Below are 12,266 nucleotides of genomic sequence, written 5' to 3'. Positions count from 1 at the left end.
GGTCAGCCTAACGAACGCACCGTTTCGCTGTCTGTAGCGTCCGGCAGGTCGACGCTGTCTTTCGGATAGGCGAGCAGCGTTTTTCGGCGCCGTCCACGCAGCTGTACCTCGTCGCCGGTCTCCCACTTGTCCTGCTCGCTTTCATCGGCGAAATACAGCGCGCTGCCTGAAGCCAACGTGCGCCGGGGCTGGTCTTTGGCCAGTTCGGTCAACCGGGAAGCCTCATTGACCGGATCGCCGATCACCGTATATTCGAAACGATTTGCCGCACCGATATTTCCGGCGACGGCAAGCCCCGCCGAGACGCCGATACCGATATCCAGCCCGGGTACTTCGCGCAGCACCTCGCGCAGTTCGCGGGCCGCGGCCAGCGCCGCGGTCGGCGCGTCCGGCCGGTCCAGCGGCGCGCCGAAGATGGCCAGCGCCGCGTCGCCGACGAACTTGTTGACGAAGCCGTTGTGCCGGTCGATCACGTCGACCACGATCCGGAAGAACTCGTTGAGCAGGCTGACCACCTCGGTCGGCGGGCGCTCGGCCGCGGTCGCGGTGGAACCGACCATGTCGACGAACAGCACCGCGACGAACCGAGTTTCGCCGCCGAGCTCGGTGCCGTAGTCGAGTGCGCGCTGCGCGACCTCCTCGCCGACGTGCTGACCGAACAGTTCCTGCAGCTGGCGGCGTTTGGCCGCCTCCTCCATCATCCGGTTGAAACCGACCTGCAGCAGCCCGATCTCGCTGCCGTCGAACACCTCGACCTGAACGTCGCGCGCGCCCTCCTGCACCCGGTCGATGGCCTGGCTGAGCTGGCGCACCGGGTCGGAGATGCTCGATCCGGTGAGCATGGACAGCGCCAGCGCCTGCAGGATCACCACGCCGCAGAGCAGCAGGATGGAGATGGCCAGCGACTGGGCGGAGAACTTCACGTCCGAGGAGATCTGCGTGATACACAGCAGCACGATGGCGATGGTGGGGGCGAAAGTGCCCATGCCCCAGGTCATCGCCATCCGGGTGCCGACACCGGGCGTCAGGGTGTGATCGAAGGTGCCCGCGGTCAACGCGGCCGCTGCGACCGGGCGCAGGATGCGTTCGCCGAGCATGTAGGTGAAGCCGAACACGATGGTGGCGGCCATGCACAGGGTGACGATGACCGCGCCCGCCAGCTTGGGCTCGTCGGTGATGATCAGCAACGCGAGAATGGCGCCGCCGATCAGCCACAGCGCCAGATGCAGGATGGCCTGGCGCAGCGGGGCGTGCAGCGCGGCCATCTGCTCTTGGCGGCTCGGTGGGCCGCCGCGCATCTGCCAGCGCATCACCGGGCGCAGCATCAGCGCGGACGCGGCCATGCTGAGCAGGCCGCCGGTCAGGAAGACCAGCGCCGGGATGAGCAGGCCGGTGCTGCGGGTGCCGTCGTTCGCGCCCTCGGGCACCGGCAGGCCGTACTGGATGAAGGCCCAGACCAGCACCGCTCCGAACGCGTTGGCCAGCAACATCGAGGTCAGGTACAGCGGCCAGCGCGTTCGCATGGTCTGTTTGACCGCTTCCAAGGGCGCTGACACAACCAACAATCTAGCGTTTCGATCATGTGCGCCGCCCCGCGGCGCTGTTCAGCCCCCTGGCATTCGCCCGGCCCGGCGCAGGCCGGAGACGGACAACAGAGCCTTACGCTCGTTATGCTCGGCCAGGTGACGGACCCCAAGCCAAGCTCGAAGCGGAAAGCCTCCCTATCCCGGCCGGCCGCTGACTCGGTACATCCGATCGTCCGGGTGTCGGCCGAGTGGGGCTGGCGCCTGCTGATCCTGTTCGCGGTGACGATCGCGCTGGCCGCGATCGTGCAGAAGCTGGCCACGGTGGTCATTCCGCTGGCCATCGCGCTGCTCGCGGCCGCGCTGCTGGCACCGCTGGTCGACTGGCTGCAACGCCTGGGCGTGCCGCGGTCGGTCGGCGTGTTCGTCGCGTTGGTCGGGTCGCTCGGCCTGGTCGCGGGGGTGATGACGTTCGTCGTCGAGCAGTTCATCGCCGGCGTGCCGCAGCTGTCCGACGAATTCACCAACAGCATTCACAAGATCCAGGATTGGCTGATCACCGGTCCGCCGCATCTGAGCAACGATCAGATCCGCAATGTCGGCGACCAGATCATCAAGACCATCCAGTCCAACCAGGACCGGCTGACCAGCGGGGCACTGACCACCGCGACGGTCATCGCCGAGCTGCTCACCGGCACCTTCCTGACCTTGTTCATCCTCATCTTCTTCCTCTACGGCGGCGATCAGATCTGGCGCTTCGTCACCCGGATCATCCCGACCGAGCAGCGTGAGAAGGTGCGCACCGCCGGACAGCTCGGGTTCGGCACCCTGGTCGGCTTCGTCCGCGCCACCGTGGCCGTCGCGGCGGTGGACGCCATCGGCATCGGCACCGGGCTCGGCATTCTCGGTGTGCCGCTGGCGCTTCCGCTGGCCTCGCTGGTGTTCATCGGCGCGTTCATCCCGATCATCGGCGCGTTCGTGGCCGGGTTCGTCGCGGTGTTCATCGCGCTGGTCACCAAGGGACTGATCACCTCGCTGATCGTGCTCGGCATCATCATCGCGGTGATGCAGCTGGAAGGGCATGTGCTGCAACCGCTGCTGCTCGGCCGCGCGGTGAGCATCCATCCGCTGGCGGTGGTGCTGGCGATCACCGCGGGCGTGGTGCTCGGCGGGATCGCCGGCGGCCTGCTCGCGGTGCCGTTCGTCGCGGTGATGAACACCGCCATCCGATCGTTGCTCGCGGACGGCCCTCCGGAAGAGATATTCGAGGAACTACAGACCGGCGAGGTCGAACCGGATGATCCGGAACCCGGCCGGTTCGATGTGGCGGCGACGCTGGCCAAACGCAAGTCGCGCGAAACCCGGATCGCCGGACCGGAATCCGATGACGGCGCGCCGAAGGGCTGAGCCGCGGGGGAGGGGGCTCGATGGCGCGCGGGGCTGAGCCGGATTCGGCCGATGTGGCGACCACGCCGCTGTGGCGGGCCGCGCAGGCACTGCGGTTGGTGACGCTGCTGTACGCGGTGCTGCAACAGTTCGCGTCCGCGCCCTACTACCAGAATCAGCGGTTGAGCTGGGTGCTCATCGCGTTGATGGCGGTCTGGTCCGGCGCGTCGGCGATCATGTTGTCGCAGTGGCGTTTTCCCGACGTGCGCCGGGTGCGCGTGTGGGTGGTGCTCGGTGACCACGTCGTGGTGATCGCGTTGATGGCGGCGACCCGGCTGGTCGCCGATTACGACTGGTATCACGGGCATCAGACGTTGCCGACGACGCTGTGGGCCGCCAATGCGGTGATCGGGGCGGGGGTGCTGCGCGGGCCGGTCGCCGGGGTGCTCTCCGGTGTGCTGATCGCGTCGGTCGCGTTGACCGTGCGGGATCAGTGGGGGCAGGACGTGTGGACCGATGCCACTGTGCCGGTTCTGGTTTCGGTCGGCCTGGCCCTGGGGTTGGCGGCGAATACCGCGCGCCGCGCCCAGGACCAACTCGAACGCGCGGTGCGGCTGACCGCGGCGACCGAAGAGCGGGAACGACTTTCGCGCGAGGTGCACGACGGGGTACTGCAAGTGCTCAGCTACATCAAGCGGCGCGGCACCGAGATCGGCGGTCCCACGGAGGAATTGGCGCAGCGAGCCGGGGAACAGGAGGTGGCGCTGCGGGTACTGATCACCGAAACCGCCGATCGCGGGGATTCCGGTGGGGCCGAGGTCGATCTGCGTCCGTTGCTCACGGTGCACGCGACGCCGTCGGTATTCGTGTCCACGCCGGGCAATCCGATACCGATCGGCCGCTGGGCGGGTACGGAGATCGCCGCGGCGGTGGCGACGGCGTTGTCCAACGTGGAGCTGCACGCCGGAACCGACGCGAAAGCCTATGTGCTGCTGGAGGACACCGGGGAGGAGCTGGTGATCAGCGTGCGCGACGACGGAGTCGGCATCCCGCCGGGACGGCTGGCCGAGGCGGAAGCCGAAGGGCGGCTCGGGGTTTCCCGCTCCATCATCGGGCGGATCGAAGCCCTCGGCGGCACCGCCGCGGTGCTCGCCGAGGCCGACGGTGGCGTCGGCTTCGGCACCGAGTGGGAATTCCGGGTGCCGCGAACATGAAACCGATCCAGGACCAAGGAGGTGCGCCGTGACCGATAACGCTGCGGCCGAGGGTGTTTCGGTAATGGTGGTGGACGACCATCCGATGTGGCGCGACGGCGTCTCGCGCGATCTCACCGAGGCGGGCTTCCACGTCGCCGCCACCGCGGACGGGGTCGGCGCCGCCACCAGGCGGGCGGCGGCGGTGCGGCCCGCGGTGGTGTTGATGGATATGCAACTGCCCGACGGGAACGGCGCGCAGGCGACCGCGGAGGTGCTGCGCGTCTCGCCGGAGAGCCGGGTGCTGGTGCTCTCGGCGTCCGCGGAACGCGACGACGTGCTCGACGCGATCAAGGCCGGTGCCTCGGGTTACCTGGTGAAAAGCGCGTCGGTCGCGGAACTGATCGAGGCGGTGCGTGCCACCGCGGCCGGGCAACCGGTGTTCACCCCCGGCCTGGCCGGGCTGGTCCTCGGCGAATACCGGCGGATGGCCACGACGCCGGCCGAACCCGACGAACCGCACCGTCCGGCGCTGACCGAGCGCGAGACCGAGGTGCTGCGGATGGTCGCAAAAGGCCTGTCCGCCAAGCAGATCGCGTCGCGCCTCGGGCTGAGCCACCGGACCGTGGAGAACCACGTCCAGGCGACGCTGCGCAAACTGCAGCTGGCCAACCGGGTCGAACTCACCCGCTACGCGATCGAGCAGGGCCTCGACGAATGATCACCACCGCAAAGTCGTACGCCACTATCCGGGATTGCCCTGATACGCATCCGCCCGCGGATCGGTAATCTCGAAACATGGGCGGACCCGAATCGGAATCCAAAGGCGTCGGCTCCGGGGACGCGGTCGGCGACCGGGATCTACGCGTATCCGACGTCGAACGCGAGCACGTCGGCCAGCTGCTCCAGCGTGCCGTCGGACTCGGCATGCTCTCGCTCGGCGAGTTCACCGAGCGGATGGACACGGCGCTGGCCGCGAAGACCCGCGGCGAGCTGAACGCCGTGCTCATCGATCTGCCCGGTGTCCGTCTGGTGGGTCAGCCCGCCGCGCCGCCGACGACCTTCGTGAACACCGCGCCCTCGTTCGTCAAGCACCGCCCGGCTCCGTCCCCGCTCGGCGCGCAGCCCGCGCCCGGCGGCGTGATCCGCTCCCGCCTGTCCGGGGTGAATCGGCGCGGGCCATGGCATGTCGCGCCGTCGCTGCAACTCAACAGCCTGCTCTCCGGGGTGACGCTGGATTTCACCGAGGCGATCATGTCGACCCAGGTGGTCGAGCTGACCGTGGACGACTACTGCAGCTCGCTCACCCTGATCGTGCCCGCCGAGGCGACCGTCGACCTCAACGACGTCGAGCTGATCGGCTCCAGCGTCAACAACAAGGTCCGCACCGGACCGCCGATCGGCCCGCTGCACCTGGTGGTTCGCGGCCGCGTCCGGTTCGGCTCCATCACCGCGAAGCACACCTTCATGGCGCACTGGCGCCGGATGGTGGGCCACTGATCCGCGTCAGGCTGCTGCGGTAAGCGCCGCGTGGGTCGGGTAATCGAGGTAGCCCTCGGCCCCGCCGACGTACATCAGGTGCGCGTCACGGACCTGATTGATCGGGGCGCCGGCGCGCAGGCGAGTGACCAGATCCGGGTTGGCCAGGAAGGAACGCCCGAGCGAGATCAGGTCCGCACCCGCGGCCAGCAGCGTTTCGGCCGCGTCCTTGCCGCCGTCCGCGGGGAGCGGCCGGCCCCAGCCGAGGTTCGGGTTGGCGATCAGCGTGCCCGGCCAGCTCTGCCGAATGCGCTGGAAGAGCGGCTGTTGCGGTTCCGCGAACACCACGTGGAGATAGGCGAGGCCGTGCGCGGCCAGTGCGGCGACCAGCGGCGGGTAGATGGCGTCGGTGTCGCCTTCCTCGATGCCGTTGGCGCCCACCGCGGGTGAGATCCGCACGCCGACTCGTTCGGGGCCGATCGCCGCGGCCACCGCCTCGACCACCTCGAGGGTGAACCGGATGCGGTTGGTCACCGATCCGCCGTAGGCGTCGGTGCGGTGATTGGTGTTCTGCGACAGGAACTGGTGCAGCAGATAACCATTGGCGCTGTGCACCTCGACCCCGGCGAACCCGGCGTCGATGGCGTTACGCGCGGCGGTCGCGAAATCCGCGATGGTGGCCCGGATCTCGTCGACGGTCAGCTCCCGCGGAACGACCGCGTCCTGATGCCCCGACGGCGTGTGGATGGTGCCGGGCAGCGGAATCGGCGACGGCGCAACCGGAATCGAGCCGCTGTTGTCCGGATGGCCGACCCGGCCGCCGTGCTGCAACTGCAGGAACATCCGCCCGCCCGCGGCGCGTACCGAGTCGGTGACGGTCCGCCACCCGGCGACATGCGCGTCGGTGTAGATGCCCGGAATATTCGCGTAGGTCTGGCCTACCCGGTTCGGCGTCGTCGCTTCCGCGATGATCAATCCCGCTTCGGCGCGCTGCGCGTAGTAGGCGGCCATGAGCGCGGACGGCGTGCCGTCGGCGTGCGCCCGGTTGCGCGTCATCGGTGCCATCACCAGGCGGTTCGGTAGCTCCAGCGCGCCGAGTGTGTTGGGGGCGAAGAGGTCTGCGGTTGCTGTCGTGTTCGTCATGTGAGTACGGTAAAACCTCACATTGATGTGAGATTCAAGTCGAGCGGTGAAATGCGAGGTGGCGGATGCGCATCGGGGAGCTGGCCAAGCGCACCGGGGTGAGTGAGCGGTCGCTGCGGTATTACGAGGAGCAGCTGCTGCTGGCGTCGGAGCGGACGCCGGGCGGGCATCGAGAATACTCGGAGCGGGCAGTGGATCGGGTGATTCACATTCAGGAGCTGTTAGCCGCGGGGCTCAACAGCAAGACCATCGGCCGGATCCTGCCGTGTATGCGTGATGTGGACGGCGGGCCGAACGAGTCGGCGACGCCGGAATTGGTCGCCCAGTTGACGATCGAGCGCCGCCGGATCGACCGCACCATCGACGACCTCGTCCGCTCGCGTCAGGTCCTCGACGACGTGATCGACCGCGCCGCGGCGCCATTCGGGGCGACCGGATAGGTCCGTCAGGTATTGACGCCGATCCGTCGGGCGAAGGCGCGCAACGGGACTCGGCGGTCGTGATCGAGCAGCTCGGAGACGATGTGCCGGGGCAGGGACTGATATTTGAGCCAGTCCTGGCCACCGACGCGTTCGGCGGTGAGCAGGGTGTCGAGCGCGCGCTGGTGCTGGCCGGTGCGGGTCAGCGCGACGGCGGTGTCGGTGAGGTGGCGGGCGCGCGAGGATTGCGGGAGACCGCCGTTCACCGGCATGGCCTTCGCCGCCGCCAACGCCTCGGGGTACCGCTCGGAGGACACGTTGACGTCCACCGTCTGCATGACGACTTGGGAAGGGCCGAAATAAGTTTCGTAATCGCGACGGTCGCCGCCGATCCGCAACGCGACCTCGCCCGCGGCTTCGACCAGCGACAACGCCTCCGGCACGTTCTGCGCCCGGCCCGCCGCCGTCGCGCCGAGCAGCATCAGTGAGCCGTACGAGGACAGGTGCGCCGGGGTGACCTCGCCGGCCGGTTCCAAGCTCGCCGCCGCCCGCAGCGCCACCCGCCGCGATTCGTCGTAGCGGCCCTGCACGAGCAGCTGCCACGCGACCGAGCCGCGAATGGTGCCGAGCAGCAACGGGTCGTTGCCGTCCTCCGCCGCGGCCAGCGCCTGCCGGATGGCCAGGAACGCCGGATCGGTCTGGCCGAGGTGTACCAGCGTGCAGCCGGTCACCCAGTACATCCGCGCCAGCAGTTCGTTCGCCACCGCGACCGAGCCGTTGCGCGCGGCGTGCACCGTGGACCGCAGCTGCGTGAGCCCCGACGGCAGGATCGCGGTGAGCAGTTCGTAGCGGCCGACCCAGTACGCGCCCCACGCGTAATCGACCGCGCGCCTGCCTTCGTCGAGGCTGATCGCCGCCTCTTCGTTCGTCTCGCCGAGCAGATCGTCGACCGGGGTCAGCGCGCGGCGGATGGCGACGATGCCGGAATCCGGGTCGGTGGACGGTACGCCCGCGCGTTTACCGATGAGGTCGGCGATGTCCACATCCAGTGCACGGGCCAGTTTCTGCAGGCTGGCGATCGAGGCGGTCTGCCGGCCGCCCTGCTCGAGCTTGCGCACCAAGTCGACGCTGACCCCGGCCTGATCCGCGAGTTGACGCTGGGTGAGCGCCTTGCCGCGGAACGTGCGGATCCGAACGCCGATCGACGAATCGTCCATGTACCCAATTCCTTTTGTTAAATCTGGGTTTCAGGGTACGACGCTAAGTCATCGCATTCGACCGAAGTGGGACATTGCGTACGACTCGTTTACCGCTGGATGGAATACCGTTGCCTTTCTGCAACTTTCATAGCAAAGGGCGGCGGCAAATGAACACCATGCCGAACATCTACCGCGGCGTCACCACACGCCACCTGCGGCGCGTACACGAGCAGCACGGCCCGCTCCGCCGAACGAGAACCTCCGCGATCCGATCCGCTGTTCTCGCCGAAGGGTAAAACCATGTTCGAGCGCTGTCACTCTCCCCTCGATATCGCCCATCTGCTCCGCGACCTGTACGGCCTGCCGGTCCAATTGCTGGCCGGCCGTCCGATGGTCACCACCGGCTCCATCCTCGGCGCCATCGTTATGCCGCCCGACCTGGGCCGCAAGGTCCTGGCCACACTGGACCGCACGCACACCGCCCCGGTGATCGCCGACCCCGGCGAACGCAACTGGACCTTCCTCGTCACCCCGCCGACTCCGGCCCGCCCGGTAGAGGTCCCCGTCCGCCGTTCCCTCGCCGCCCACCAGGTGACCATCGTCCCCGGCGGCCACCACATCATGCTGCCCACCACCGACTCCACCCTCGGCTGGCACTGGGCCGGCGAACCGGCCCCCGGCGTCCTGGCCATGCCGCCGCGCCAAGCCGTGATCAACGCCGTGCACAAAGTAACCACCCTCCAAACCACCACCCCCTGACCCCGCCGAGCCCGACTCCCACCCCTCCACACCGGGGTGGGGGTCGCTGCGTCGGCCTTCGCGGTCGGCTGTGGATGTAAGTGGACCTCTGCGGTTTCCTTGCCGGTCACCGAGCTTCTGACAGTGCCGGTGTCACCAGGTAGCACCAGGTGCCATACGCGGTATAGCCTGGAGCTATGTCCCTTCAACCTGAGATTACGCAGCGGGACCTGCGAAACAAGTCCAAGGAAATTATGGATGCCGTCGAGCATGGCCGGTCGTTTACGGTCACGCGAGACGGTCACCAGATCGGTGAGTTGATCCCACTGCGGCGCAAGCGGAGGTTCGTCAGTCGCGAAGACTTCGCAGCGATGTCGCGAAACGCTCCAGACATTGACCTCGAAGCGTTCCGGACCGATCAGGAGGCCGCGGTGGAGACGGAAGCGAGTGGCCCCTATGACCGATGAGGTTCCTGAGTTCGGGCTGCTCGATACCAATATTTTGATCCTGCGCCGACACATCGATCCTGCTCGCCTTCCCGCGAGCATGGCGATCAGCGCGATCACCCTGGCCGAGTTGTCATCGGGTCCCCATGAGGTGCGGCGCAACGATGAGCAGGGTGAGTACGACGAGCATGAGGAACGTGCGCGGCGCCTCGATGTCCTGCAGCGGGCCGAAAGTGAATTCGATCCGATTCCGTTCGATGTAGAGGCTGCGCGAGTGTACGGGCGGGTCTCGGCGGCGGTCGTCGCCGTCGGTCGCAAGCCTCGAAGACGTCTCGCGGACCTGATGATCGCTTCCACCGCGGTTGTCGAAGATTTGCCACTGTTCACGACCAATCCAGACGACTATCGAGGCCTGGAGAAGTTGTTGCGGGTTGTTCCGGTAGAGCGGCCGTCGATGTAGGTCCGCCGACTGCGCCGTCACTAGTGGTCGACCGCTGAAAGTCGGGTAGATATTTGGTGTCTACCGGGGGGAATTACTCATGCTGTGGAGAGGTGGGGCGGACAGCATTGGGTTATGACCACATCTATCGATCCGGCGTTGATTTCGCGTATCTCGGGGGAGTTCTCTGCGCTCGGGGCGCAGATGGGCGCGCTCGGGCGGGATTTGGCATTGTTGCGGAATCACGTGGCTGGGGATTCGGCTGGGGCGCAGGCGGTTTCGACCGATAGAGCGGCGGGACCGGTGGCACAGGCGCCGTCGGCCGAGCCGCAGGCTCCGGTGTCGCCGGGTTGGCCAGGTTCTGCAGTGCCGCAGGGTTCGACAGTGCCGCCGGGCTCGACAGTGCCGCAGGCTCCGGTGCCCGTGCCGGGGTTCGCGTCGGCTCCGCCGATGTCCGGCTGGGGTGTGCCGCAGGGCGCGCCGACGCCGCCTCCGCTTGCGGCGCAGGCCGGGTCGATGCGGCCGCATGGGCCGGTGCCGCCGATGGGAATGCCGGTGCCGCCGATGGGGATGCCGATGCCGCAGCCCGGGATGCGGCCGCCGGTTCCGCCGCGGCGGAAGCCGCCGGTTCCGCATACGCCATGGTGGCAGCGGGACGGGGTGATCAGCCGGCTGCTCGCGGTGGCCGGGGTGGCGGTGACCTTGATCGGCGTAGTGATGCTGCTGGTGCTTGCCGCGCAGGCGGGCTTCTTCGGTCCGGTGCCGAGGGTGGTTGCGGGCGCGGCGTTCTCGGCGGTGCTGGTGGCGGCTGGGATGCGGGTGTTCGATCGGGCCGGGGGCCGGGTCGGCGGGATCGCGTTGGCGGCCACTGGCATTGCGGGCGCGTATCTGGATGTCGTTGCGGTGAACTCGATTTACCACTGGTTGCATCCGGTGATCGGGTTCGCGGTGGCGTTCGGCGTCGCGGCCATCGGCGTCGCGTTGGCGATGCGGTGGCAGTCGCAGCCGCTGGCCGTGCTGGTGGTGAGCGGCGCGGCGGTGTTGTCGCCGGTTCTGACCACTGAGCTGGCGCTGCTGGCCTTCCTGATCGTGTTGCAGTTGGCCTGTGTGCCGGTGCAATTGTCGCGCGACTGGCCGTATCTGCATGTGGTGCGCACGTTGCCGGCGGTGCTGGCCACGTTCCTGCTCGTCACGGGTGGGATCGTCGGCGGTGGGTCGCAGCGGCCGCTGCTGTTGCTCGCCGCCGTGGCGGTCGCGGTAGTCGGGCTGGCCGGAACCGTGCTGGTAGTCCGCCGCAGGCCCGCCGACCTCACCGCCTCCCTGATGTTCGCCCTGGCGACCGTGCCGTTGCTGGCCGCGCCGGGGATGTACAAGGTTGACCGGCCCATCGCCTCGACGATCGCGGGCCTCTTCGCGCTCGTCCTGCTCACCGTGGCCGCGACCGCGTTGATTCCGAAACTGGCTGCACTGGTTAAGATTCCGGCGCACACCGCAGTGGTCGCCGCCGTCGCCGGCTCGATCGCGCTGCTCGAAGTCTGTGTCGCGGTGACCGATCCGCGCAGCTTGCCGATCGCGTGGTTCCTGGTCGCCCTGGGCTATCTCGGCGTGGCGGGGCAACGCCGCTCCGGCGTCGCGGCCGGTATCGGCGCCGCTTTCGCGACCCTCGGCGTCTTCGCCTTCCTGAACGTGGCCGGTCCGGATGTCCTTGCTTCCCAACACCGTTCGGTGGAAGACCTGAGCGTCTCGACGATGCTCGGCGCGGTCCTCGCGCTCGCCGTCGTCGCGGTGGCGATGTGGAGCGCGCGCAGGCTGCCGGGCTGGCAGGGGACCGCCGAGTTGCAATGGATCGTGGCCAGCATCGCCGGACTGTATGCGGTGACCGCCGCCACCGTCTCGATCGGCGTCGCCACCGGCGCGTCCGACGGCTTCGTCATCGGCCACAGCGCCGCGACCATCCTGTGGATGGCCGCCGCCACCGCCGCCCTGTTCTACGGACTCCGCAATATCGGCAAAGCCACCGGTGTCGCCAAACTCGCCCTCGGCTCCGGATTGCTGGTCACCGCAGCGGCTTTGGCCAAACTGTTCCTGTTCGACCTGGCCACCCTCGACGGCCTGGTCCGCGTCGCCGCCTTCCTCGCCGTCGGCGTCCTACTCCTCGTCGTGGGCACTCGATACGCCCGTGCGTTCGCCGAGGCAGGTGCGAACTCCAAGGAATCAGGCGAAGCGCCGACTTCCTGACCGAGGCGACTCGGATCCGTTACCCATTGCAGCGCAACGGGTAACGGATTCCGTTTGCCTAGG

At 68.2% G+C, this 12,266-nt stretch carries 12 protein-coding genes; 9 read left to right on the top strand and 3 right to left on the bottom strand.

What is annotated here, in order from left to right:
- Positions 1 to 2: 2 nt before the first annotated feature.
- A complete protein-coding gene (locus ACFYO1_RS23315) occupies positions 3 to 1,523 on the bottom strand; it encodes an adenylate/guanylate cyclase domain-containing protein (protein ID WP_387235337.1) in 1,521 nt (506 codons plus the stop codon).
- Between the two features lie 159 nt (positions 1,524 to 1,682).
- Here ACFYO1_RS23315 and ACFYO1_RS23310 point away from each other — a divergent pair, with 159 nt between their 5' ends.
- The 4 genes from ACFYO1_RS23310 (at position 1,683) to ACFYO1_RS23295 (ending at position 5,602) form a co-directional block, all read left to right on the top strand.
- The gene (locus ACFYO1_RS23310) at positions 1,683 to 2,930 is read left to right on the top strand and encodes an AI-2E family transporter (protein WP_387234507.1); all 1,248 of its coding nucleotides are present in this window, start codon (positions 1,683 to 1,685) and stop codon (positions 2,928 to 2,930) included.
- Between the two features lie 20 nt (positions 2,931 to 2,950).
- The gene (gene macS / locus ACFYO1_RS23305) at positions 2,951 to 4,123 is read left to right on the top strand and encodes a MacS family sensor histidine kinase (RefSeq protein WP_387234504.1); all 1,173 of its coding nucleotides are present in this window, start codon (positions 2,951 to 2,953) and stop codon (positions 4,121 to 4,123) included.
- 64 nt (positions 4,124 to 4,187) lie between these two features.
- On the top strand, positions 4,188 to 4,823 hold the full coding sequence (locus ACFYO1_RS23300; protein ID WP_387235334.1) for a response regulator: 636 nt from the start codon (positions 4,188 to 4,190) through the stop codon (positions 4,821 to 4,823).
- 77 nt (positions 4,824 to 4,900) lie between these two features.
- Complete coding sequence (locus tag ACFYO1_RS23295) at positions 4,901 to 5,602, top strand: DUF1707 domain-containing protein (protein WP_387234501.1); 702 nt, start codon at positions 4,901 to 4,903, stop codon at positions 5,600 to 5,602.
- Between the two features lie 6 nt (positions 5,603 to 5,608).
- Here the strand turns inward: ACFYO1_RS23295 and ACFYO1_RS23290 are convergent, their stop codons facing one another.
- Positions 5,609 to 6,724 carry an alkene reductase gene (locus ACFYO1_RS23290; protein WP_387234498.1) on the bottom strand — a complete coding sequence of 372 codons (1,116 nt, stop codon included), beginning with the start codon at positions 6,722 to 6,724 and terminating at the stop codon, positions 5,609 to 5,611.
- A 65-nt stretch (positions 6,725 to 6,789) separates the two neighbouring features.
- On the opposite strand from ACFYO1_RS23290, the gene ACFYO1_RS23285 reads away from it, so the two are divergent.
- The gene (locus ACFYO1_RS23285) at positions 6,790 to 7,164 is read left to right on the top strand and encodes a MerR family transcriptional regulator (RefSeq protein WP_387234495.1); all 375 of its coding nucleotides are present in this window, start codon (positions 6,790 to 6,792) and stop codon (positions 7,162 to 7,164) included.
- Between the two features lie 5 nt (positions 7,165 to 7,169).
- On the opposite strand, the gene ACFYO1_RS23280 is transcribed toward ACFYO1_RS23285, so the two are convergent.
- A complete protein-coding gene (locus ACFYO1_RS23280; protein ID WP_387234492.1) occupies positions 7,170 to 8,360 on the bottom strand; it encodes a helix-turn-helix domain-containing protein in 1,191 nt (396 codons plus the stop codon).
- A gap of 282 nt (positions 8,361 to 8,642) precedes the next feature.
- On the opposite strand from ACFYO1_RS23280, the gene ACFYO1_RS23275 reads away from it, so the two are divergent.
- The 4 genes from ACFYO1_RS23275 to ACFYO1_RS23260 all read left to right on the top strand — a co-directional run bounded on the left by ACFYO1_RS23275 (position 8,643) and on the right by ACFYO1_RS23260 (position 12,203).
- Positions 8,643 to 9,101, top strand: a complete 459-nt coding sequence (locus ACFYO1_RS23275) for a hypothetical protein (RefSeq protein WP_387234489.1) — start codon at positions 8,643 to 8,645, stop codon at positions 9,099 to 9,101.
- A 176-nt stretch (positions 9,102 to 9,277) separates the two neighbouring features.
- Positions 9,278 to 9,547: a type II toxin-antitoxin system Phd/YefM family antitoxin gene (locus ACFYO1_RS23270; RefSeq protein ID WP_387234486.1), complete on the top strand. Its 270-nt coding sequence runs from the start codon at positions 9,278 to 9,280 to the stop codon at positions 9,545 to 9,547.
- Positions 9,537 to 9,986, top strand: coding sequence for a type II toxin-antitoxin system VapC family toxin (locus ACFYO1_RS23265; protein ID WP_387234483.1), 450 nt, complete (start codon positions 9,537 to 9,539; stop codon positions 9,984 to 9,986). The genes ACFYO1_RS23270 and ACFYO1_RS23265 overlap by 11 nt, the downstream gene beginning before the upstream one ends.
- A 429-nt stretch (positions 9,987 to 10,415) precedes the next feature.
- Complete coding sequence (locus ACFYO1_RS23260; RefSeq protein WP_387234480.1) at positions 10,416 to 12,203, top strand: DUF2339 domain-containing protein; 1,788 nt, start codon at positions 10,416 to 10,418, stop codon at positions 12,201 to 12,203.
- Positions 12,204 to 12,266: the final 63 nt, after the last annotated feature.

Source organism: Nocardia sp. NPDC006044 (assembly GCF_042871115.1).
Classification (GTDB): Bacteria; Actinomycetota; Actinomycetes; order Mycobacteriales; family Mycobacteriaceae; genus Nocardia.
This window is presented reverse-complemented; position numbering and strand designations above follow the sequence as displayed.

Bases quoted from the DNA above. Each gene is read 5' to 3' on its own strand.
- ACFYO1_RS23315 (WP_387235337.1), bottom strand. From the start codon at position 1,523: ATGCGAACGCGCTGGCCGCTGTACCTGACCTCGATGTTGCTGGCCAAC.
- macS (WP_387234504.1), top strand. From the start codon at position 2,951: ATGGCGCGCGGGGCTGAGCCGGATTCGGCCGATGTGGCGACCACGCCG.
- ACFYO1_RS23300 (WP_387235334.1), top strand. From the start codon at position 4,188: ATGGTGGTGGACGACCATCCGATGTGGCGCGACGGCGTCTCGCGCGAT.
- ACFYO1_RS23295 (WP_387234501.1), top strand. From the start codon at position 4,901: ATGGGCGGACCCGAATCGGAATCCAAAGGCGTCGGCTCCGGGGACGCG.
- ACFYO1_RS23290 (WP_387234498.1), bottom strand. From the start codon at position 6,724: ATGACGAACACGACAGCAACCGCAGACCTCTTCGCCCCCAACACACTC.
- ACFYO1_RS23285 (WP_387234495.1), top strand. From the start codon at position 6,790: ATGCGCATCGGGGAGCTGGCCAAGCGCACCGGGGTGAGTGAGCGGTCG.
- ACFYO1_RS23280 (WP_387234492.1), bottom strand. From the start codon at position 8,360: ATGGACGATTCGTCGATCGGCGTTCGGATCCGCACGTTCCGCGGCAAG.
- ACFYO1_RS23275 (WP_387234489.1), top strand. From the start codon at position 8,643: ATGTTCGAGCGCTGTCACTCTCCCCTCGATATCGCCCATCTGCTCCGC.
- ACFYO1_RS23270 (WP_387234486.1), top strand. From the start codon at position 9,278: ATGTCCCTTCAACCTGAGATTACGCAGCGGGACCTGCGAAACAAGTCC.
- ACFYO1_RS23265 (WP_387234483.1), top strand. From the start codon at position 9,537: ATGACCGATGAGGTTCCTGAGTTCGGGCTGCTCGATACCAATATTTTG.
- ACFYO1_RS23260 (WP_387234480.1), top strand. From the start codon at position 10,416: ATGTCCGGCTGGGGTGTGCCGCAGGGCGCGCCGACGCCGCCTCCGCTT.